The 19,556-nt window shown below is 71.9% G+C and carries 21 protein-coding genes and 1 pseudogene; 15 read left to right on the forward strand and 7 right to left on the reverse strand.

Annotated features, from left to right (window positions below; translation table 11 throughout):
- Nucleotides 1–2: 2 nt before the first annotated feature.
- Nucleotides 3–383, reverse strand: a complete 381-nt coding sequence (locus HWY08_RS06160; protein WP_176063994.1) for a response regulator — start codon at nt 381–383, stop codon at nt 3–5.
- A 177-nt stretch (nt 384–560) separates the two neighbouring features.
- Between HWY08_RS06160 and HWY08_RS06165 the strand changes: the two genes are divergently transcribed.
- From HWY08_RS06165 to HWY08_RS06190, 6 genes are all read left to right on the forward strand, one after another.
- A complete protein-coding gene (locus HWY08_RS06165) occupies nt 561–992 on the forward strand; it encodes an acyl-CoA thioesterase (RefSeq protein WP_176063995.1) in 432 nt (143 codons plus the stop codon).
- Nucleotides 993–1,107: 115 nt separating this feature from the next.
- A complete protein-coding gene (locus HWY08_RS06170; protein ID WP_176063996.1) occupies nt 1,108–2,259 on the forward strand; it encodes an ABC transporter substrate-binding protein in 1,152 nt (383 codons plus the stop codon).
- 80 nt (nt 2,260–2,339) lie between these two features.
- Entirely contained in the window at nt 2,340–3,233 is an 894-nt protein-coding gene (locus HWY08_RS06175) for a branched-chain amino acid ABC transporter permease (RefSeq protein WP_176063997.1), read from the forward strand.
- Nucleotides 3,234–3,240: 7 nt separating this feature from the next.
- Nucleotides 3,241–4,305 carry a branched-chain amino acid ABC transporter permease gene (locus tag HWY08_RS06180; RefSeq protein ID WP_176063998.1) on the forward strand — a complete coding sequence of 355 codons (1,065 nt, stop codon included), beginning with the start codon at nt 3,241–3,243 and terminating at the stop codon, nt 4,303–4,305.
- Complete coding sequence (locus HWY08_RS06185; protein ID WP_176063999.1) at nt 4,292–5,053, forward strand: ABC transporter ATP-binding protein; 762 nt, start codon at nt 4,292–4,294, stop codon at nt 5,051–5,053. The genes HWY08_RS06180 and HWY08_RS06185 overlap by 14 nt, the downstream gene beginning before the upstream one ends.
- Nucleotides 5,053–5,772 carry an ABC transporter ATP-binding protein gene (locus HWY08_RS06190; protein ID WP_176064000.1) on the forward strand — a complete coding sequence of 240 codons (720 nt, stop codon included), beginning with the start codon at nt 5,053–5,055 and terminating at the stop codon, nt 5,770–5,772. The genes HWY08_RS06185 and HWY08_RS06190 overlap by 1 nt, the downstream gene beginning before the upstream one ends.
- Before the next feature lie 16 nt (nt 5,773–5,788).
- On the opposite strand, the gene HWY08_RS06195 is transcribed toward HWY08_RS06190, so the two are convergent.
- Both HWY08_RS06195 and HWY08_RS06200 read right to left on the reverse strand, forming a co-directional pair.
- A complete protein-coding gene (locus HWY08_RS06195; RefSeq protein WP_176064001.1) occupies nt 5,789–6,958 on the reverse strand; it encodes an ABC transporter substrate-binding protein in 1,170 nt (389 codons plus the stop codon).
- Nucleotides 6,959–7,153: 195 nt separating this feature from the next.
- Complete coding sequence (locus tag HWY08_RS06200) at nt 7,154–7,357, reverse strand: cold-shock protein (RefSeq protein WP_176064002.1); 204 nt, start codon at nt 7,355–7,357, stop codon at nt 7,154–7,156.
- A gap of 330 nt (nt 7,358–7,687) precedes the next feature.
- Between HWY08_RS06200 and HWY08_RS06205 the strand changes: the two genes are divergently transcribed.
- The 4 genes from HWY08_RS06205 to HWY08_RS06220 all read left to right on the forward strand — a co-directional run bounded on the left by HWY08_RS06205 (nt 7,688) and on the right by HWY08_RS06220 (nt 10,363).
- On the forward strand, nt 7,688–8,686 hold the full coding sequence (locus HWY08_RS06205; RefSeq protein ID WP_176064003.1) for a hypothetical protein: 999 nt from the start codon (nt 7,688–7,690) through the stop codon (nt 8,684–8,686).
- Complete coding sequence (locus HWY08_RS06210) at nt 8,683–8,901, forward strand: hypothetical protein (protein ID WP_176064004.1); 219 nt, start codon at nt 8,683–8,685, stop codon at nt 8,899–8,901. The genes HWY08_RS06205 and HWY08_RS06210 overlap by 4 nt, the downstream gene beginning before the upstream one ends.
- 67 nt (nt 8,902–8,968) lie before the next feature.
- Nucleotides 8,969–10,087: a fatty acid desaturase family protein gene (locus tag HWY08_RS06215; protein WP_176064005.1), complete on the forward strand. Its 1,119-nt coding sequence runs from the start codon at nt 8,969–8,971 to the stop codon at nt 10,085–10,087.
- A gap of 81 nt (nt 10,088–10,168) precedes the next feature.
- Nucleotides 10,169–10,363, forward strand: coding sequence for a hypothetical protein (locus tag HWY08_RS06220; protein WP_176064006.1), 195 nt, complete (start codon nt 10,169–10,171; stop codon nt 10,361–10,363).
- A 40-nt stretch (nt 10,364–10,403) separates the two neighbouring features.
- Here HWY08_RS06220 and HWY08_RS21805 read toward each other — a convergent pair.
- A pseudogene (locus HWY08_RS21805) lies at nt 10,404–10,637 on the reverse strand (GIY-YIG nuclease family protein); the annotation flags it as partial.
- A 28-nt stretch (nt 10,638–10,665) separates the two neighbouring features.
- The gene (locus HWY08_RS06230; protein ID WP_176064007.1) at nt 10,666–11,076 is read right to left on the reverse strand and encodes an OsmC family protein; all 411 of its coding nucleotides are present in this window, start codon (nt 11,074–11,076) and stop codon (nt 10,666–10,668) included.
- 54 nt (nt 11,077–11,130) lie between these two features.
- Here HWY08_RS06230 and HWY08_RS06235 point away from each other — a divergent pair, with 54 nt between their 5' ends.
- Complete coding sequence (locus HWY08_RS06235; protein WP_176064008.1) at nt 11,131–11,763, forward strand: HDIG domain-containing metalloprotein; 633 nt, start codon at nt 11,131–11,133, stop codon at nt 11,761–11,763.
- A gap of 16 nt (nt 11,764–11,779) precedes the next feature.
- Here HWY08_RS06235 and HWY08_RS06240 read toward each other — a convergent pair whose 3' ends face one another.
- Nucleotides 11,780–12,439 carry a DJ-1/PfpI family protein gene (locus HWY08_RS06240; RefSeq protein ID WP_176064009.1) on the reverse strand — a complete coding sequence of 220 codons (660 nt, stop codon included), beginning with the start codon at nt 12,437–12,439 and terminating at the stop codon, nt 11,780–11,782.
- 107 nt (nt 12,440–12,546) lie between these two features.
- Between HWY08_RS06240 and HWY08_RS06245 the strand changes: the two genes are divergently transcribed.
- The 4 genes from HWY08_RS06245 to ettA all read left to right on the forward strand — a co-directional run bounded on the left by HWY08_RS06245 (nt 12,547) and on the right by ettA (nt 17,137).
- Nucleotides 12,547–13,434, forward strand: a complete 888-nt coding sequence (locus HWY08_RS06245; protein WP_176064010.1) for an ATP-binding protein — start codon at nt 12,547–12,549, stop codon at nt 13,432–13,434.
- A 120-nt stretch (nt 13,435–13,554) separates the two neighbouring features.
- Nucleotides 13,555–14,883, forward strand: a complete 1,329-nt coding sequence (locus HWY08_RS06250) for a hypothetical protein (protein WP_176064011.1) — start codon at nt 13,555–13,557, stop codon at nt 14,881–14,883.
- A gap of 67 nt (nt 14,884–14,950) precedes the next feature.
- Complete coding sequence (locus HWY08_RS06255; RefSeq protein WP_176064012.1) at nt 14,951–15,325, forward strand: cupin domain-containing protein; 375 nt, start codon at nt 14,951–14,953, stop codon at nt 15,323–15,325.
- 147 nt (nt 15,326–15,472) lie between these two features.
- On the forward strand, nt 15,473–17,137 hold the full coding sequence (ettA, locus tag HWY08_RS06260) for an energy-dependent translational throttle protein EttA (RefSeq protein WP_176064013.1): 1,665 nt from the start codon (nt 15,473–15,475) through the stop codon (nt 17,135–17,137).
- Between the two features lie 42 nt (nt 17,138–17,179).
- Here the strand turns inward: ettA and HWY08_RS06265 are convergent, their stop codons facing one another.
- Nucleotides 17,180–19,480: an aldolase/citrate lyase/malate synthase family protein gene (locus tag HWY08_RS06265; protein WP_176064014.1), complete on the reverse strand. Its 2,301-nt coding sequence runs from the start codon at nt 19,478–19,480 to the stop codon at nt 17,180–17,182.
- Between the last annotated feature and the right edge of the window lie 76 nt (nt 19,481–19,556).

Below are 19,556 nucleotides of genomic sequence, written 5' to 3' on the forward strand. Positions count from 1 at the left end.
CCTCAGCGCGTCCCGGTGGCGCCGGGGTGCCCGCGCAGCTCGGGCACGAAGCGGCGCAGCACGGCGAGGAGGTCGTCGAGCGAGAACGGCTTCTGGAGCGTCGCCTCGACCGCCAGGCGGGGGTCGGGCTGGCCCGACATCACCACCACCGGGATGGAGGCGAGCTGGGGCGACGCGCGCTGCCGCCGGTGGAGCTCGGGCCCGTTCATGCCGGCCAGCGTCAGGTCGAGGAGCACCACCGCCGGCCGCCACGCCGCCATCATCTCGAGCGCCTTCTGGCCCTCGTCGGTGGCGAGCACGCGCACGCCCTCGGCGCGCAGGAGCTCGCTGACCGCGTCGCGGATGTCGGCGTCGTCCTCGACGATCAAGACGGTGGAGGGCATGCCGGGCCTCGGGGCGCGCCGCGCTCGTCCAGCGCGGACGCGGCGTCGAACGCAAGCGGGGTGGGGGAGGCAGGATTGTAAGGCTAGGGGAGCGCGACGCAACCCTGCTTCGCGCCGTGGAAGACCGCCTGGAACCGTGCTCTATTCCCGCTCCGGCACCGGCCGGAAGGGGTCCTCATGGCACGCGTCGAGATCGAGCTCCCCGAGCGCTTCGCCTTCCGGACCGTGCTCCCGGTCCGGGTCACGGACCTGAACTTCGCGGCGCACGTCGGCCACGACCGGCTGCTCTCGCTGGCGCACGAGGCCCGGGCGCAGCTCTTCGCCGCCCACGGCTGGAGCGAGCTCGACGTGGCGGGCGTCGGCATCGTCATCGCCGACGTGGCGGCGGTGTACCTCGCGGAGGCCAGGTACGGCATGACGCTGGTGGTCGAGGTGGCGGTGACGAACCTCCGCACCCGCGCCTGCGACCTCTACTACCGCCTGACGCGCCAGGACACCGGGGCCGAGATCGCCCGCGCCAAGACCGGCATCGTCTTCCTCGACTACCGCACCGGGAAGGTGGCGCACCTGCCCCAGGTCTTCCGCGAGGCCTTCGCCGCGGCCGGGTGAGCCGCGCCCTCGCGGCCCTTGCCCGGAGCAGGTCCGCGTGCCACCCTGCGTCCCGCCCGGGGCGCCGAGGTCCGCCGGACCGTCAGCCGCGGGCGTTTCTTTCCAGGAGAACCTCATGAAGAGATCCGCTGCCGTACTCCCGGTCCTCGTGGCGCTCGCGCTGGTCGGCTGCCGCGGGGGCACGAAGCAGCCCACCACCGTCAAGCTGGGCGTGTTCGAGCCGATGACCGGCGCCAACGCCGCCGGCGGCGCGATGGAGGTGGAGGGCGTCAAGCTCGCGAACGAGCTCTATCCGTCGGTGAAGGTGGGCGACAAGGAGTACAAGATCGACCTGGTCGTGGTGGACAACAAGTCCGACAAGGTCGAGGCGGCCAACGCGGCGCAGCGGCTCGTCGACCAGGACAAGGTGAACGTGGTCCTCGGCTCCTGGGGCTCCTCGCTCTCGATGGCGGCCGGACCGATCGTGAAGGACAAGAAGATCCCCGCGGTGGCCATGTCGGCCACGAACCCCCTCGTCACCAAGGGCAATGACTTCTACTTCCGCGTCTGCTTCATCGACCCGTTCCAGGGCACGGTGATGGCGAACTACGCGGCGAAGGACCTCAAGGCGAAGAAGGCGGTCATCATCCGCGAGGTCTCGAACGACTACTCGGTCGGCCTGGCGCGCTTCTTCGCCGACAGCTTCAAGAAGCTCACCGCCGACCCGGCCGCCATCCTGGCCGAGCTCAACTACAACACCAACGACCAGGACTTCACCGCCCAGCTCACCACCGTGAAGTCGATGAAGCCGGACGTCATCTTCGCGCCGGGCAACTACACGGAGAGCGCGCTCATCATCAAGCAGGCGCGCGAGCTCGGCATCACCGCCCCCTTCCTCGGCGGCGACACCTGGGAGGCCCCCGAGTTCATCGACGTCGGCCGGCAGGCGGTGGAGGGCGCGGTGCTCTCGACCTTCTTCGCCACCGAGGTGCCGATCACGCCCACCAGCAAGGAGTTCCTCGACGCGTACCGCAAGAAGTACCAGAAGGAGCCGGCGGCGGTGACCGCGCTCGGCTTCGACGGCTACCTCGTCGCGCGGGCCGCCATCGAGCGGGCGGGCAGCCTCGACGGCACCAAGATCCGCGACGCGCTGCTCGCCACCCAGAGCTTCCCGGGCGCGGCCGGCCTCATCACCTTCGACCAGGACCGCAACGCGACGAAGAGCGCGGTCATCAAGGTGGTCAAGGACGGCAAGTTCACCTATCTGACGACCGTCCAGCCGCAGTAAGCGACCGGGCGCCAGGCCGTCCGTCGGAGCGGGGGGCGACTGCCCCCCGCTCCCATTTTGAGCTAGGCTCCGGACCCTTCATGACGCCCGCGCTCTTCCTCCAGCACCTGGCGAACGCCCTCGCCCTGGGCAGCCTCTACGCGCTGATCGCCATCGGCTACACGATGGTGTACGGCATCCTCCGGCTCATCAACTTCGCGCACGGCGACGTCTTCATGCTGGGGGCGTACGTCGCCTTCTACGGCGCCGCCCTGTTCCTCCTGCCGTGGTGGGCGAGCTTCGCCATCGCCATCGCGGTGACGGCGCTCCTGGGCGTGCTGCTCGAGCGCGTCGCCTACCGGCCGCTGCGCGACTCGCCCCGCATCTCCGTCATGATCAGCGCCATCGGCGCGTCGTTCCTGATCGAGAACGTCGCGGTGGTGCTGTTCGGCGGGCGGCCGAAGGGCGTCACCGTCCCGGACGTCATGAACGTCCGGCTCCAGCTCGGGCCGGTGGCGGTCATGTCGGTGAGCGTGGTCATCCCGATCTTCACCTTCGCCATCCTCGCGCTGCTGCTGTGGGTGGTCGGGAAGACCAAGACCGGGATGGCGATGCGCGCCGTCTCGACCGACCTCGACGCGGCCCGGCTGCAGGCCATCGACGTGAACCGGATCATCTCCTTCACCTTCGGGTCCGGCTCGCTGCTGGCCGCCTTCGGCGGGATCCTCTGGTCCTACAAGTACCCGCAGCTGAACCCGCTCATGGGCGTCATGCCGGGCCTGAAGTGCTTCATCGCGGCGGTGGTGGGCGGCATCGGCAACATCCAGGGGGCGGTGCTGGGCGGGTTCATGCTGGGCATCATCGAGCTCATGGCCATCGCCTTCTTGCCCACCCTCACCGGCTACCGCGACGCGTTCGCCTTCGTGCTGCTCATCGTGGTCCTCCTCGTGAAGCCGTCGGGGCTGCTCGGCACCGGCCACGCCGAGAAGGTGTGAGGCGCCCATGATCGTGCACCGCAGGCACCTCCTCTACTCGCTCGCGGCCGGCGCCGTCCTCGCCGCCTTCCTGTTCGTGGCGGACACCTGGTTCGACGCCTTCACGCTGCGCGTCCTCAACCTGTGCGCCATCTACGTGGTGCTGGCGCTCTCGCTCAACCTCGTGAACGGGTTCACCGGCCTCTTCTCGCTCGGCCACGCCGGCTTCATGGCGGTGGGCGCTTACACCAGCGCCCTCCTCACCATGACCCCCGAGCAGAAGGAGGTGAACTTCTTCCTCGAGCCCATCGCGCCCTGGCTGGCGCACCTCCACCTGCCGTTCCTGCCCGCGCTGGTGGCGGCAGGGCTGGTGGCGGCGCTGCTCGGGTTCCTCCTCGGCGCCCCGGTGCTGCGGCTCAAGGACGACTACCTCGCCATCGCCACCCTCGGCTTCGCCGAGATCATCCGGGTGGTCCTCACCAACACCCAGAACATCACCAACGGCGCGCTCGGGCTGAAGGGCCTGCCGGCGTTCGCCTCGACCTGGGTGGTGTGGGGGTGCGCCGCGCTCTCCGCCGCATTCATGGCCTTCCTGGTCCGCTCCAGCTACGGGCGGGCCCTGAAGGCGGTGCGCGACGACGAGATCGCGGCCGGCGCGATGGGCATCGACGTGTTCCGGGTGAAGGTGGTGAGCTTCACCGCCTCGAGCTTCATGGCCGGGGTGGGCGGCGCGCTGCTCGGGCACGTCCTCACCACCATCGACCCCAAGATGTTCACCTTCATGCTCACCTTCAGCATCCTGCTGATCGTGGTGCTGGGCGGGATCGGCTCCATCACCGGGTCGATCGCCGGCGCCATCGGCGTCACCATCCTCATGGAGCTGCTCCGCTTCCTCGACGGCCCCATCGACCTCGGCGTGGTGCAGCTCGAGGCGCGGCCGGGGCTGCGGATGGTGGTGTTCTCCATCCTGCTCATGGCGGTGGTGCTCTTCCGCCAGCGCGGGCTCATGGGCAACCGCGAGTTCTCGTGGAGCCTCTTCTCGCGAGCCGGGCTCTGGCCGCGCTCGGGCCGGGGGAAGCATGGCCTTGCTTGAGACCCAGCGCGTCACGATGAAGTTCGGCGGCCTGACCGCCGTCTCAGACCTCAACCTCGCCATCCAGAAGAACGAGATCGTCGGGCTCATCGGCCCGAACGGCGCCGGGAAGACCACCGTCTTCAACGTGATCACCGGCATGAACGCGCCCACCTCGGGGCGCGTCCTCTACGGCGGCGAGGACATCACCGGCCTGCAGCGCCACGAGGTGACGCGGCGCGGGCTGGCGCGGACCTTCCAGAACATCCGCCTCTTCAAGGAGCTGACGGTCCTCGAGAACGTGCTCGTCGGCTGCCACCTGCACATGCAGGCCGGCCTGTTCTCCGCGACGCTGCACCTGCCGGGCTACCGGCGCCGCGACCGCGAGCAGCGCGAGCACGCGCAGCGGCTCCTCGCCGAGGTGGGCCTCGAGGCGGACGCGGGCGCGCCGGCGACGAGCCTCCCCTACGGCAAGCAGCGCCGGCTCGAGATCGCGCGCGCGCTCGCCACCCGGCCCTCGCTGCTGCTCCTCGACGAGCCGGCCGCCGGGATGAACCCGCAGGAGTCGGTCGAGCTCATGCACTTCATCCGGAGGATCCGGGACGAGTTCGACCTCACCATCCTGCTCATCGAGCACCACATGCAGCTCGTCATGGGCATCTGCCAGCGCATGTACGTGCTCGACTACGGGGTCACCATCGCCCAGGGCGATCCGGCGGCGATCCAGAACGACCCGAAGGTCATCGAGGCGTACCTGGGGGTGGGCTGATGCTGAAGGTGGAAGACCTCTCGGTGCACTACGGCGGCATCCACGCGCTGCAGGGCATCGGCCTCGAGGTGAAGGACGGCAGCATCGTGAGCCTCATCGGCGCCAACGGCGCCGGGAAGAGCACCACGCTGCGCGCCATCGTGGGCCTGGTGAAGCCGTCCGGCGGGCGGGTGAGCTGGAACGGCGAGCCGCTCGGCGGCCTCCCCACCAAGGACATCGTCTCGCGGGGCGTCTGCCTCGTCCCCGAGGGGCGGCACGTCTTCCCGAACCTCACCGTGGACGAGAACCTGACGCTCGGCGCCTACGCCCGCTCCGACAAGCCCGGCATCGCGGCCGACCGGAAGAAGGTGTTCGGCTTCTTCCCGCGGCTCGAGCAGCGCGCCACCCAGAAGGCGGGGACGCTCTCCGGCGGCGAGCAGCAGATGCTGGCGGTGGGGCGGGCGCTCATGACGCGCCCGAAGCTCCTCATGATGGACGAGCCGTCGCTCGGCCTCGCTCCGCTGATCGTCAAGATGATCTTCGACATCGTGCGGCAGATCAACCGCGAGGGCGTGACGGTCCTGCTCATCGAGCAGAACGCCAAGGCCGCGCTGGAAATCGCCGACGACGCCTACGTGCTCGAGACCGGCCGCATCACGCTCCACGGGCCCGGGCGGGCGCTCCTGCAGGACGACGCGGTGCGCAGGGCGTACCTGGGCGAGGGCGCGGCCGGCCCTTGAGGCGGGTCCGCGGCGGCTAGCGGCTCGGCGCCGGCGCGACCTTGCCGTCGTGGAGGACGCCCCACACCACCGCCGCCGGCGTCACCGCCTCGTGGTCGTCGGCGCTCCAGGGCTGGAAGTACTCGGCGGTTGCGCCGTCGTAGGTGTCCTTCAGGTTTTCGAGGGCGGCCTTGACCTTGTCGGGCGCGGTCGTCCCCGCCTGCTTCAGGGCGCGCGCGAGCAGGTGCACCGCGTCGTAGCTCTGCGCCGCGCCCGGCGCCGGCTCGACGGCCGCCGTCGCGTAGGTCTTGCGGTAGCTCTCGAAGAACTTCACCTGCACCGGCTGGGTCGCGCCCGCCTCGATGACGGTCTGGGGCAGCGAGGTGCCCTCGCCGAACGGGCCGGCGGCCTTGGTGAAGTCGGAGCTCGACAGGCTGGAGGTGCCGATGACCTCGGCCTTCCAGCCGAGCTTCTCGAGCCCGCGGGTCACCGCCGCGCCCTCGCGCGCGAGCGCGAAGAGCAGGATCACGTCGGCGCCGGCCGCCCGCGCCGCCTGCACCTGCGCCGTCGCCTCCTGCTCCCCGGCCTTGACGCCGCCCTGGTAGACCGGGGCGAGCTGCCGCTCCTTCAGCAGCGCCTCGAGCTTGGCCCGGCCCCCGTTCCCGTGCGCCGTCTCGTCGTGGAGGATGGCGGGCTTGCGGCGGCCGCGCGCGGCGCACGCCTCGGTCACCATCATCTGCGCCTGCAGCGCCTCGCTGGCCGCCAGCCGGAAGACGTAGTTCGGCGGCGCCTCCTGGAACAGCTCGTTCACCTTGTTGCCGACGGCGTTCGACACGACGATCGGCACGCGCCGGTCGTTGGCCGCCTTGGCGACGGCGGCGGCGACGCCGGTGTTGGCGGGCCCGATCAGCGCGACGGCGCCCTCCTTGTCGAGCAGGTCCTTCACCGCCTGCGCCCCCTGCTCCGGCTTCGAGGCGTCGTCGGCGTCGACCACCACCAGCTTCTTCCCGAGCACGCCCCCGGCGGCGTTGATCTCGTCCGCCGCGAGGTGCGCGCCGTTGCGCATGGCGACGCCGGTGGCGGCGTAGCTGCCGGTGAGCGGGTAGATGCCCCCCAGCTTGACGGCGGCGGGGTCGGCGGCGCTCGCGAGGAGCGCCAGGCAGGCGTGGAGGGCGATCATGGTGTGGACCTCGGTCGGGGGCCCCACGGGGGGCGCCGCAGTGTCCCGGGTCCCGGGAGGCGCCGCAAGTAGCGCGAGGTAGGCGCGCGTGGGGCCGCAGGCGCCGTGCGCGCACACGCACGGCCGGAGCCGCGCGGACCGAGCGCGCGCGCTCCTGGGCCAGAAACGCAGAAGCCCGGCCTCGAGGAGAGGCCGGGCTCCGGACGCTTCAGGTGAAGCGGATCAGACCGGACGGACGTTCGCCGCCTGGAGGCCCTTCGGCCCCTTGGTCACGTCGAACTCCACCTTCTGGCCCTCGGCCAGCGTGCGGAAGCCCTCGGCCTGGATGGCGGTGTGGTGGCAGAAGACGTCCTCGCCGCCGTTGTCCTGGGTGATGAAGCCGAAGCCCTTCGCGTCGTTGAACCACTTCACGGTACCGGTAGCCATGTAGCTCTGAACTCGTTTCTTCTCGTGTTCGCGAGCGGAGGAACGCCGCTCGGTCCCGTCCCGGAGTGGGATGGGGAGGGGCATGACTACCCTGCCTTCCACCAGAAGTCGAGTCCGCTCCCCGAATGAGCAGCCGGCCGGGCGCTCGGGGCACCTCCTATCAAAGGCGCGCCGCAGGGCGTACAAGGGTGGGCGTCCTGGTCCGCTTTCTGCGGATGCGCTGCCCGGGCGCTATGCTTCAGCCGTACCGCCGGCAACGTTCTCTTCACCCACCATCGCTTCCGTTCGCGTCGCTCGGGCGGTCGCTTCAGCCAGGAGAGGCGCGTCCCCATGCACGAGCTCGCGAAGGGAAAGCTGGTCCAGCACGCCTCGCTGGGGATCGGCAAGATCGTCGCGCTGGAGGCGAACGCGGTCCACGTCTTCTTCCCCGACAGCGACAAGCGATTCGCGGCCAAGCTCCGGCTGCCGGCGGCGCAGGCGCTGCTCCGGACGGACGGCCTCGAGCAGAACAGCTGGCTCGAGGGGCTCTCCGCCTTCGCGCTCGACCCCAAGACCGGGCGTTACGGGCTCGCCGCCAGCTGGCTCAGCCACGACGAGGCCCTCGCGCAGTTCCTGAGCGCGTTCCCGGAGGGGTTCACCGCGGCCGCCGCGCCGGCGCGCGGGGGGCCCGGCGAGAGCGCCACCCGCTGGCGCGCCGCGCAAGCCGCCTTCGCCAAGGGGCTCGGCGACGGGAAGGGCGAGCGCCTCGCCGCCGGCGACGACGTGGAGGGGCTCGTCGAGCGCGCGCTGGCGATCGACAAGCTCCTGGCGCCGCTCCATTCGCCCGCCGACGTGGGGGCGGTGAAGAAGGCGTTCGCCGAGGAGGGGCCCACGGCCGCCTACTTCGGGGCGCTGTTCGAGCTGCTCTCCGGTCCGGCGCAGGGCCGGGCGCCCTGGGAGAAGCTGTTCGCGGCGGCCGGGAACCTCCCGGTCGCGCCCGCCCAGCAGTGGCTCGTCGCCACCCTGTTCCCGTTCCTCGCCTCGCCGCGGGAGCACGTGCTCCTCCGGCCGCGCGTCACCTGCGAGGCGGCCGAGCGGCTGGGCAGCGACCTGCGCTTCCAGACCACGCCGAACTGGGTCACCTACCGCGCCGCGCGCTCCCTCGCGACGCGCTTGCTCCAGGAGCTGCAGGCCAGCGGCGCGCAGGACTTCGTCGACGTGGAGATCTTCCTGCAGGTCACGGCGTCGGCCAAGCGGACGCTCGAGCGGGCCGGCCGCGCCGCCGCCACCCCCAAACGCTCGGGCGCCCGCGAGGCGCGCCCGCGCGCTGCGAAACGGAGCACGCCATGAACGACAACTTCCGGGAGCTCAAGGAGCGCGTCCGCAAGCTCGACGCGCTGCTCCAGTCGAGCGGCAGCACCTCGAACCTCCCCTTCGCGCAGGCGCTGAGCCGCGTGCGCCGGGCGGTCAAGCACGGCGATCGGACGCGCGATCCTTCGCCCGAGCTGCGCGGGCTGCTCGAGACCGCCGAGAGCCTCGGTCGCAACGTCGGCGAGGGCGGGTAGCGCGCGCCTGGCGGGGGGTGCGCGAGGCGATGACGCCGCGGTGACGCACCCGGCGCACCCTTCGACGGTGAGCCCGACTCCTCCCCGCGTCCGCTTCCAGCCCGATCCCGGCTTCCACGCCGACCTGAAGCGCCGGGTGGAGGCGCACTTCGCCGCCTGCGGCCGCGCGCCGACCGGGGGCCCGGCGATGGTCTTCAAGACGGCCGTCATCCTCGCCTGGTTCGGCGGCTCGTACGCCGCGCTCCTGGCGTGGGGCGGCGCCTCGCCGGGGCTCGCCGCCGCCCTGACCCTCTCCGTCGCGCTGGCGACGGCAGGGATCGGCTTCTCCGTCATGCACGACGGGAACCACGGCGCCTACGCCCGCTCATCCCGGGTGAGCCGGGCGTTCGGCTTCGCGCTCGATCTCGTCGGCGCGAGCTCGTACCTGTGGCGCTTCAAGCACAACGTCCAGCACCACACCTACGCCAACGTCGACGGGATGGACGCCGACGTCGACGCCAGCCCCTTCCTGCGACTGGCGCCGTCGCAGCCGCTGCGGCGGCACCACCGCGCCCAGCACCTCTACGCCTGGCCCATGTACGGCGTGCTGGCGGTGAAGTGGTGGTTCGTGGACGACCTGGCCGACCTCCTCCGCGGCCGGATCGGGCGCCTGCCCTTCCCGCGGCCGCGCGGCGGGGAGCTCCTGGCGCTGGTGGCCGGGAAGGCGGTGTTCCTGGGCTGGGCGGTGGTCGTCCCGGCGCTCGTCTTCCGCAGCGCCTGGGTCGCCGCGTTCTTCCTGCTCGGCGCGAGCGCGCTCGGCGCGGTGCTCGCGACGGTGTTCCAGCTCGCCCACGCCGTCCCGGAGGCCGCCTTCCACGCGGTGACGGCCGGCGAGCGGCGCCTGCCGACCGGCTGGGCCGAGCACCAGGTGCGCGCCACCGTCGACTTCGCGCGCGGGAACCGGGTCCTCGGCTGGTACGTGGGCGGGCTCAACTTCCAGGTCGAGCACCACCTCTTCCCGCAGGTGTGCCACCTCCACTACCCGGCGCTCGCGCCCATCGTCGAGGCCGCCTGCGCCGACCACGGGGTGCCCTACCGCGCGCACGCGACCCTGCGCGCGGCGCTCGCGGCGCACCACCGCTTCCTCCGCGCGCTGGGCCGCGCCGCGCCCGCGGCGGCCATGAAGGGCGTGTGCGCAGCCGGGTGAATGAGCACATTGCCGGGGCGGGGCCTCGCCCAGAGCGCGACCGCTCACCCGCCAGGCGCACGCTCGGAAGAGGATACCCAAATGGAAGACCGGATCTCGCCGCCGTCGATCATCCACAGCTACGATCCCGAGCGCCGGCGCGTGCTCTGCGGCGTCCCGGAGCAGACGCACTCGACGAAGCACGCCGCGGCCGTCACCTGCGAGCGCTGCCGCCAGCTGCTCCACGCGGCGCGCGACGCGGCGGCCGAGCTCGCGAGCGCGGCGCGCGGCCCCTGAGGCGCGCTCCGTCCGGAGTCTTCGCCCCGGAGGGACCGCCCCGCGCCACCAGCGCCAGCTTCTCGGCCCGGGTGAGCCGCTTCAGCGCCGCCTCGGCGCTGAGCGCCGCGCCGCGGCCCCGGGCAGGCCGGCTCCACACGAGCGCCACCGGCAGGCGCGAGCGCGTGTAGCGCGCGCCCCGGCCCGCGGCGTGCCGCGCGAGGCGGGCCGCCAGGTCGTTGGTGGCGCCGGCGTAGAGGGTGCCATCGGCGCAGCGCAGGAGGTAGACGTGCCACCGGGCCCCGCGCGCGCCCGGCGCGCGGTCAGCGGCCGTAGCGGAACTCGATGGGCACCTGCACGGCGGGGTGGAGGCTGCGCATCACCGGGCAGGTGCGCGCCACCTCCTCCAGGCGGGCGCGGTCGGTGGGGCGGACCTCGCGCGGCATGTCGACGACGAGGACGAGCTCGCCGATCCGGCGCGGCGGCGGCGTCATGCGCTTCTCCACCGAGGCGCGGGCGTCGCCGAAGGCGATCCCCTCGCGCTGCGCCACCAGCGCCATGGTGGTGAGCGCGCAGGAGGCGAGCGCCGCGCCGACGAGGTCGGTGGGGGAGAAGCAGGCGCCGGTGCCGCCGTTGTCGAGGGGCGGCTGCGTCTCGATGCGGGCGCCGCTGGGCCCGTGGGTGAGGGTGCCGCCGAGCCCGCGCAGCTCGATCGTCATCGGGACGCCTGCCATGTGCCACCTCCGGAAAGCCGAGCTTACGACATGGCGCGGATTTATGGTGCGCGCATGCCCGACCCGACCCGCGCCCCTGCCTGGGCGCTCCTGTGCGAGTTCACGAAGACGCAGCCCCTCCGGCGCCACGCGCTCTCGGTCGAGGCCTCCATGCGCGCGCTCGCCCGGCGCGCCGGGGTGGCCGATCCCGCCGAGGTCGAGGCCTGGGGCGTGGTGGGCATGATCCACGACTTCGACTACGAGCGCTTCCCGACCGCGCAGGACCACGTGTTCCGCGGGATGGAGATCCTGCGCGAGCGCGGCTGGCCGGAGCGCATCGTCCGCGCCGTCGGGGCGCACGCGAACTACTCCGGGATCGCGCCCGAGTCGCCGCTCGAGCGCGCCATCGTGGCCGCGGACGAGCTCTCCGGCTTCGTCGGCGCGTGCGCGCTGGTGCGGCCGTCGAAGAGCGTGCGCGACCTGCCCGCGGAGTCGGTGGTGAAGAAGATGAAGGACAAGACGTTCGCGCGCTCCGTCGATCGGGGCGAGATCCGGCGCGGCGCCGAGCTGGTCGGGCTGCAGCTCGCGGAGCTGATCGCGCTCGTCATCGCGGCGCAGCTGCCGCTGGCCGACGCGCTGGGGGTGGGCGGCGCGGCCGCGCCCGACCTGCCCGACGCGCCGGTGCCGCCCGAGCCGCCGGCGGCGTGAGCAGGCCCGTGCCGCCTCAGCGCGCCTCGACGCGATCGTCCCGGTACAGCGCGTAGGCGCCCGAGTACTCCATCACGCGCGCGACCTCCGCCACGAACGCCTCGTCGTGCCCGGCGCGGCGCAGGAGGTGAAAGCCCATCTCCATCCCCGAGGTGATCCCGCCCGCGGTGAGGATGCGGCCCGCGTCGACGACGCGCGCGCGGCTCGGCTTGCACGCCGGCGCGAGCTGCGCGAGCCGGTCGAGCGGGACCATGCCCGGGGGCTTCGCCTCGGTGCGGTCCGGCTCCTTGCGGTTCGTGGCGGCGAGCCCGTCGAGCAGGCCCATGACGGCGTAGATCCACGATCCGGTGCAGACCGAGACGAGCAGCGTCTCCTGGGGCAGCGATCGCACGAACGCGTGCAGCCGCCCGTTGTGCATCTCCTGCCGGGTCCCGTAGCCGCCCGGGATGAGGAAGGCGTCCATGGCGGGCGCGTCGGTGAAGGCGTAGTTCGGCAGCACCGTGAAGCCGGCTTGCGTCTGGACCGGGCGCATGGCGTCCGCGACGAGGAAGGCGTCGAGCTCGGGGTCGAAGCGGCGGGCCACCGAGAAGACGCCGTGCGGGGCGGCGAAGTCCACGATCTCGGCGTCCTTGAAGACGTAGATGCCGAGCCTGAAGCCGGGGTGGGCGATGGGCATGTCGGGCCTCCTTCGTTCGTCCTCTCGTGTGATGCGCGAGCGTGGTCCGCCGTGACCTTCGGGGTCACGCTCGCCGTGAGGACGGCGCCGGTGCTACCGTTCCGCGCATGTCGCTCGATCAGGACCTGCAGGACCGCCTTCGCCGGGTGCTCACCTCGCTCGAGATGCTGCTGCCGAAGCCGGTCGAGCGGATGGACTGGGCGCGCTGCCACGCCGCGAACTGGCGGCGCCACTCCTTCGGCGGCCACCTCGAGCCGGTCTCGACGGTGGAGGGCATCCAGCTCTCGGACCTGCTCGGGATCGAGGAGCAGAAGCGGGTGGTGGAGCAGAACACCCGCCAGTTCCTCGCCGGGTACCCGGCCAACAACGTCCTGCTGTGGGGCACCCGCGGCACCGGGAAGTCCTCGCTGGTGCGCGCGCTGCTCCGCGCCCACGCGGACGAGGGGCTGCGCATCATCCAGGTGGACAAGGACGACCTCGTCAGCCTCCCGGCCATCGTGGACGAGCTCCGCGGCGAGCGGTACCGGTTCATCCTCTTCTCGGACGACGTCTCGTTCGAGGTGGGGGAGTCGAGCTACAAGATGCTGAAGAGCGCGCTCGACGGCTCTGTCTACGCGCCGCCAGAGAACGTCGTCATCTACGTGACCTCGAACCGGCGCCACCTCGTCCCGGAGTTCGAGACCGACAACCTCGGCGTGATGCGCGTGAACAACGAGATCCACCAGGGGGAGGCGCTCGAGGAGAAGATCTCGCTCTCGGGCCGGTTCGGCCTCTGGGTCGGCTTCCACGCCTTCTCCCAGGACGAGTATGTCGCGGTGGCCCGCCAGTGGGTCGCCCGCCTGACCGAGAAGGCCGGGGCGACCCCGGAGTGGACGCGCGAGGCGGAGGACGCCGCCGTCGCCTGGTCGCACAAGAAGGGCGATCGCAGCGGCCGCATCGCCTATCAGTTCGCGACGCACTGGGTCGGCGAGCGCCTGCTTCGCTCCCGGGGCTGAGACCCGGCCCCGTTCGATGGCGCGCGGGCGCCGCGCGTGACGGCGTGCCCGCCGGCGAAACGCGCCCCGCGCCCCCGACTCTGATCTCCCGACCGCGCGGAGCGCGGCAGGGAGGCGACCATGGTGAATCAGGCACTCGGTGGACTTCTGGCGGTGCTGGCGGCGGGCGCCAGCGTGGCGGTGGGGAGCGCGGCGGGCGGGCGGCCCGTGGAGGCGCATCAGGAGGCGCATCAGGAGACGCATCCGGAGCGCCGCGGCGGCGCCGAGCAGGAGCGGACGATCGCGGAGGGGCGGCGCACCTTCCGGTTCGACACCTTCGGCGACGAGGCGTACTGGAGCGGGGTCCTGCGCCTGCACGAGCCGCTCGCGACCGTCTCGCCGCGCGCCGCGCTCGGCGTGGGGCTCAAGGTGGACCTCGACGCGCTCGCGCCGGAGACCGTGCAGGCGCTCGCGGCCGGGCAGGTGAACCTCGACGACCCCGCCGTCACCGCGCAGCTGCTGGCGCGCGACGCGGTGGTCGGCGTGAAGGGCAGGGTGGAGGGCGGCGCGCTCAGGTCGGTCGGGATCACCTGCGCGCTCTGCCACTCGACCGTGGACGACGCGCTGGCGCCCGGCGTCGGCCACCGGCTCGACGGGTGGCCCAACCGCGACCTGAACGTGGGCGCGATCGTCAGCCTCTCCCCGAACCTCGAGCCGGTGGCGCAGCTGCTCGGCGTGGACGTGCCGGCCCTGAAGGCGGTCCTCGCCGCCTGGGGGCCGGGCAAGTTCGACGCCGAGGTGTTCATGGACGGCAAGGCGACCCGCCCCGACGGCACGACCGCGGCGACGCTCATCCCTCCGGCCTTCGGTCTGGCCGGCGTGAACCTCCACACCTTCACCGGCTGGGGGCAGGTCACCTACTGGAACGCCTTCGTGGCGAACCTCGAGATGCACGGCCAGGGCACCTTCTTCGACCCGCGGCTCGACGACGCGAGCAAGTTCCCCATCGCCGCGAAGAACGGCTTCGGGCACGTGCGCCCGCCCGAGGGGCAGCCGGACCTCATCACGGCGAAGCTCCCGGCGCTGCACGATTACCAGCTATCGCTCGCGGCGCCCCGGCCTCCGGCGGGCAGCTTCGACCCCGCGTCGGCGGCGCGCGGGAAGGACCTGTTCGCCGGCGCGGCGAAGTGCGCCACCTGCCACGTCCCGCCGGTCTTCAGCGAGCCGGGCTGGAACCTGCACACGGCCCAGGAGCTCGGGATCGACGACTTCCAGGCCCAGCGCAGCCCGGACGGCCGCTACCGGACGACGCCGCTCGGGGGCCTCTTCGCCCACGCCAAGGGCGGCTACTACCACGACGGACGCTTCGCCACGCTCGGCGACGTGGTCGAGCACTACGATCAGCACCTCGGGCTCGGGCTCTCGGCCTCGCAGAAGTCAGATCTCGTCGAGTACCTCAAGTCGCTCTGACGGAGGCGGCGCGGCGTGCTAGACGGAGGAGCGGGGCGGCGCGCGGCGCGCCCGGCGAGGAGACCGCATGGCGAGGCTCATCCCCACCCCCACCGTCATCGCGGCCGTGGGCACGAAGCCGAAGGTGATCGAGGAGCTGGTCGGACGCGTCAACACGGGCACGGCGGAGCTGAGCATCGCCCGGATGCGCAGCCCGCCGGGTTGGGCGGAACCCGGCCAGACCCCGGAGTTCGACGAGTACACGGTGGTGTTGCGGGGTGTGCTGCGGGTCGAGACGCGTGAGGGCGTGCTCGAAGTGCCCGCCGGGCAGGCGGTGCACGCCCCGCGCGGCGCGTGGGTCCGCTACAGCACGCCCGGCCCGGATGGCGCGGAGTACGTCGCGGTCTGCCTGCCCGCCTTTGCGCCCGGCACGGTCCACCGGGACGGCAGCGGGGCGCCTTAGCCCCTCGAGCCCCCGCCGCGGCAGGCGTGGCCCGCGCCGTCCCCCCAGGCGCCGGACGCGCAAGCAGCGCAAGCATGCAGGCCCGCCCACGGGTTTTCGGTTTCGGGTAGTCTCGCGGCCCTTTTCCCGCTATCCGAACGGACCGCCATGCCCCAGTACGTGATGTCGATGCTCCGCGTGAGCAAGATCGTCCCGCCCAAGCGGCAGATCATCAAGGACATCTCCCTCTCGTTCTTCCAGGGCGCCAAGATCGGGCTGCTCGGGCTGAACGGCGCCGGCAAGTCGACGGTGCTCCGCATCATGGCCGGCGTCGACGAGGAGTTCGAGGGGGAGCTGTCTCGCCTGTCCGGCGTCCGCGTCGGCTACCTGCCGCAGGAGCCGAAGCTCGACGGCGAGAAGACCGTGCGCGAGGAGGTCGAGGCGGCGCAGGGCGAGGTGGCGGCCGCGCAGGCGCGGCTCGAGGCGGTCTACGCCGCCTACAGCGAGCCCGACGCCGACATGGAGAAGCTGGCCGAGGAGCAGGCGCGCCTGGAGGCGATCATCGCCAACGCCGGCGCCGACACCGGCAACGCGCTCGAGATCGCCGCCGACGCGCTGCGGCTCCCGCCCTGGGACGCCCAGGTGAAGCACCTCTCCGGCGGCGAGAAGCGCCGGGTGGCGCTCTGCAAGCTGCTCCTTTCGAAGCCCGACATGCTGCTCCTCGACGAGCCCACCAACCACCTCGACGCCGAGTCGGTCGAGTGGCTGGAGCACTTCCTCACCCGCTTCCCGGGCACGGTGGTGGCGGTCACCCACGACCGCTACTTCCTCGACAACGCCGCCGAGTGGATCCTCGAGCTCGACCGCGGCCGCGGCATCCCGTGGAAGGGGAACTACTCCTCCTGGCTCGACCAGAAGGAGCAGCGGCTCGAGGTGGAGGCGAAGCAGGAGAGCGCCCGCATCAAGGCCATGAAGCAGGAGCTGGAGTGGGTGCGCCAGAACCCGAAGGCGCGCCAGGCCAAGTCGAAGGCGCGCCTGGCGCGCTTCGAGGAGCTCTCGAGCGTCGAATACCAGAAGCGCAACGAGACGCAGGAGATCTTCATCCCGGTCGCCGAGCGGCTCGGGGACCAGGTGATCGAGTTCAAGGGCGTGTCGAAGGGGTTCGGCGACCGCCTCCTCATCGACGACCTGTCCTTCATCGTCCCGCCCGGCGCCATCGTCGGCATCATTGGGCCGAACGGCGCCGGCAAGTCGACCCTGTTCAAGATGATCACCGGCGTCGAGCAGCCCGACGCCGGGCAGGTGGCGATCGGCAAGTCGGTGAAGCTCGCCTTCGTCGACCAGAGCCGCGAGAACCTCTCCAGCGACAAGACCGTCTTCGACGAGCTGACCGGCGGCCGCGACCAGATCCAGGTCGGCCGGTACGAGATGCCGAGCCGCGCCTACATCGGGCGCTTCAACTTCAAGGGCGCCGACCAGCAGAAGGTGGTCGGGACGCTCTCCGGCGGCGAGCGCGGGCGGCTCCACCTCGCGAAGACGCTGATGACCGGCGGCAACGTGCTCCTCCTCGACGAGCCGTCGAACGATCTCGACGTGGAGACCTTGCGGGCGCTGGAGGACGCGCTGCTCGAGTACGCCGGCAGCGTGCTCGTCATCTCGCACGACCGCTGGTTCCTCGACCGCATCGCCACGCACATCCTGGCCGCCGAGGGCGACTCCCGGTGGAGCTTCTTCACCGGGAACTACCAGGAGTACGAGGCGGACAAGCGGCGGCGGCTGGGCGAGGAGGGCGCGAAGCCCAAGCGGTTCAAGTACAAGCCGATTGCCAGGTGAGCGGGGCGGCGCCGCGCTGCGCCGCCCCCCCCCCACCGGGCCTCACGCCCCCGCGAACACGTCGTTCACGTAGTCGTGCGCCGCCAGCGCGCCTGCGGGGAGCTGGCCGGCCTTCACCCGCTTCGCCACCTCCGCCCGGTCCAGGTCGAAGACCGCCTCGAGGAGGCCCTTCCGGTCCTGCGGCTTCGCCTCCGCCACCACGAACAGGATGCGCGCGCTGTGCTGGATGTAGCGCGGCGAGAGCAGCTGCTTCCGGAGCAGCTCCATGATCACGTCCGCCTTCGCGCGATCGAAGCGCGCCGGCTCGCCGCGCCGATCCTGCTCGGCGAAGAAGGCCTTGGTCCAGCCGTCGTGGTAGGCCCAGACCTTCTCGAACAGCTCGCGGGTGAAGCGCGCCCCCGCCTTCACCGGCTCGGCGTCGGCGCCGATCACCATGCCGTCCTCGGTGAGCACGTGCTTCTGGAGGTGGCCGTCCTTGGTGATGGCCGCCTGGTGGTGGCAGAGCGCCCACAGCCACGAGACGTTGATGCGGTAGGTGGCGAGGTCGTTCATGAACCGCAGCTTCAGCTCGTAGTCGTCGATGGCCGCCGCGAAGTTGCCGTTGAGGATCTGGAAGCCGTAGTTCGCCGCCATGTAGAACGCGTGCTGCACGTGCTCGATGGTGACGTCGCCCTTCGGCACGGCGTAGATCGCCTCCCACCGCTCGCCGGAGAGGAGCTTCTCCGGGGTGTCGAGCGTCCCGCGCTCGAGCACGAGCGGCGTGATCCGGCCCTGGCCGTCGAGCAGCCCGCGCGACTGCAGCAGGGTCCGCTCGGCGTCGGAGAGGCCGCTCGCCACCGTCGGCACCGGCTTGCCCTTCACGTCCACCGTGGCGCGCGGCGCGTCGAGGATCCCCTGCAGCGCGCCCACGTCCGCCTGCAGCGGCGCGTTGCCGGCCGCGACGTAGTCCGGCTCCGGGCTCGCCACCCAGCTCTGCCGGTAGGCGTCGTAGAGCCGCCCCTTCACCTTCCCGGCGAGGACGTCCGCCAGCGTGGGCGCGGCGCCGCCGAGCGGCGCGTCCGGCACGAACATGAGCCCGAGCAGCCGCTCGCGCAGCTTGTCGATCACCATCGCCCGCAGGGCGAGCGGGTTGTAGCGCGACCGACCGTACGGGTCGCCCGCCTGGTAGATCATCACCGCCGCCATGCCGCCGATGGGCGCGGCGTGGCTGAAGTCGCCATCCTTCAGGCCCGCCATGAGCATGAGCAGCGCGTTGTAGCGCTGGTACGCGATCATGTTGGGGGTGGCCATCCCGATCGACTGCGGGTCGGGGAAGACGCCCCGCGGGTCGTCCCGCCACATCTCGATCAGGCTGCCGAGGTAATCCCAGCGGCCGACGTTCGTCCCTAGCAGCCGGCGCCGCAACGTCCAGACGATGGCCGGGAGCTGCCGGCCGGCGTTCCCCTCCTCGTACAGCATCTTCACCTTGATCGTGCCCGCCGGCACGCCGATGAGCCCCTCCAGCCGCGAGAGCAGCCGCTCGACGAGGAGCGCCTCCTGCGGCGTCTGGAGCTTCGGGATGTAGAAGTAGACGCCGCTGCCGGCGCGGCGGAGCGCGTCGAAGTTGTCGAGCGCCCACAGCGTCGTGACCACCACCAGGCCCGGCGCCGGCGCGCCGTCCACCGTCACGTGCTCGTACTGGATGTGCAGGCTGGGCGGTCGCGCCAGTCGCGTCGGCCACTTCGCCTGCGGCGGGGCGATCCGGTAGGCGCGCTTCTTCCCCTTCTTCGTCACCTCGTACGGGCGGTCGTTCCAGCGCCCCTCGTGGATCTCCTTCGCGTTCTGCAGGGCGGCGAAGATGCCGACCGGCTCGGTGGCGGGCGTGCCGTCGGGCCTGAAGTGCGGCGGCGCCGCGTCCTCGAAGTCCGGCATGTTCATCGGCGCGGGGGAGTTGAGCGCGTTGAACGCCATGTCGAGCGGCGACCACGGCCCGGTGAGCTCGAGCCCGGGGTTGCGGGACGGGTGGACGTGGGCCGGGATGGGCACCTCGTCGTTGAGCCGCCAGCGCAGCGGGGTGTCCTTTCCGAGGAAGTTGTCGACGAGGCCCTGCACGATCTGCCGGAACGTGAAGGGCTTCCCGCTCACCGGGTCCTCGAACGAGGCCTCCCAGGGCCAGGCGTACTTCTCGCGGACCGGCGCCGGCGAGGCGAGCAGCTCGCGGCGGGCGGTGAGCGCGGCCGCGATGGCGGGCCTGAGCTCGCGCGTGAGCGCCGCGATCGTCTCCTCGACGTCCAGCGCGCGGCCGTTCACCTGCTTCTCGCCGAACAGATCGGGGAACTTCTGGAGAATGTCCTGACGGACCATGGCGGGGATCCCTCCTGGGGTAAACGTTCTTATCGCTCGCTCTCCGTCACACCGAAGGACCTCTTGGGGGGCGCCG

This window comes from Anaeromyxobacter diazotrophicus (genome assembly GCF_013340205.1).
Lineage (GTDB): Bacteria > Myxococcota > Myxococcia > Myxococcales > Anaeromyxobacteraceae > Anaeromyxobacter_A > Anaeromyxobacter_A diazotrophicus.

Coding starts and splice junctions, on each gene's coding strand:
- HWY08_RS06170 (WP_176063996.1), top strand. CDS start 1,108: ATGAAGAGATCCGCTGCCGTACTCCCGGTCCTCGTGGCGCTCGCGCTG.
- HWY08_RS06230 (WP_176064007.1), bottom strand. CDS start 11,076: ATGGCAGGCGTCCCGATGACGATCGAGCTGCGCGGGCTCGGCGGCACC.
- HWY08_RS06160 (WP_176063994.1), bottom strand. CDS start 383: ATGCCCTCCACCGTCTTGATCGTCGAGGACGACGCCGACATCCGCGAC.
- HWY08_RS06265 (WP_176064014.1), bottom strand. CDS start 19,480: ATGGTCCGTCAGGACATTCTCCAGAAGTTCCCCGATCTGTTCGGCGAG.
- HWY08_RS06185 (WP_176063999.1), top strand. CDS start 4,292: ATGGCCTTGCTTGAGACCCAGCGCGTCACGATGAAGTTCGGCGGCCTG.
- ettA (WP_176064013.1), top strand. CDS start 15,473: ATGCCCCAGTACGTGATGTCGATGCTCCGCGTGAGCAAGATCGTCCCG.
- HWY08_RS06240 (WP_176064009.1), bottom strand. CDS start 12,439: ATGCCCATCGCCCACCCCGGCTTCAGGCTCGGCATCTACGTCTTCAAG.
- HWY08_RS06210 (WP_176064004.1), top strand. CDS start 8,683: ATGAACGACAACTTCCGGGAGCTCAAGGAGCGCGTCCGCAAGCTCGAC.
- HWY08_RS06165 (WP_176063995.1), top strand. CDS start 561: ATGGCACGCGTCGAGATCGAGCTCCCCGAGCGCTTCGCCTTCCGGACC.
- HWY08_RS06250 (WP_176064011.1), top strand. CDS start 13,555: ATGGTGAATCAGGCACTCGGTGGACTTCTGGCGGTGCTGGCGGCGGGC.
- HWY08_RS06235 (WP_176064008.1), top strand. CDS start 11,131: ATGCCCGACCCGACCCGCGCCCCTGCCTGGGCGCTCCTGTGCGAGTTC.
- HWY08_RS06205 (WP_176064003.1), top strand. CDS start 7,688: ATGCACGAGCTCGCGAAGGGAAAGCTGGTCCAGCACGCCTCGCTGGGG.
- HWY08_RS06180 (WP_176063998.1), top strand. CDS start 3,241: ATGATCGTGCACCGCAGGCACCTCCTCTACTCGCTCGCGGCCGGCGCC.
- HWY08_RS06190 (WP_176064000.1), top strand. CDS start 5,053: ATGCTGAAGGTGGAAGACCTCTCGGTGCACTACGGCGGCATCCACGCG.
- HWY08_RS06255 (WP_176064012.1), top strand. CDS start 14,951: ATGGCGAGGCTCATCCCCACCCCCACCGTCATCGCGGCCGTGGGCACG.
- HWY08_RS06220 (WP_176064006.1), top strand. CDS start 10,169: ATGGAAGACCGGATCTCGCCGCCGTCGATCATCCACAGCTACGATCCC.
- HWY08_RS06245 (WP_176064010.1), top strand. CDS start 12,547: ATGTCGCTCGATCAGGACCTGCAGGACCGCCTTCGCCGGGTGCTCACC.
- HWY08_RS06175 (WP_176063997.1), top strand. CDS start 2,340: ATGACGCCCGCGCTCTTCCTCCAGCACCTGGCGAACGCCCTCGCCCTG.
- HWY08_RS06200 (WP_176064002.1), bottom strand. CDS start 7,357: ATGGCTACCGGTACCGTGAAGTGGTTCAACGACGCGAAGGGCTTCGGC.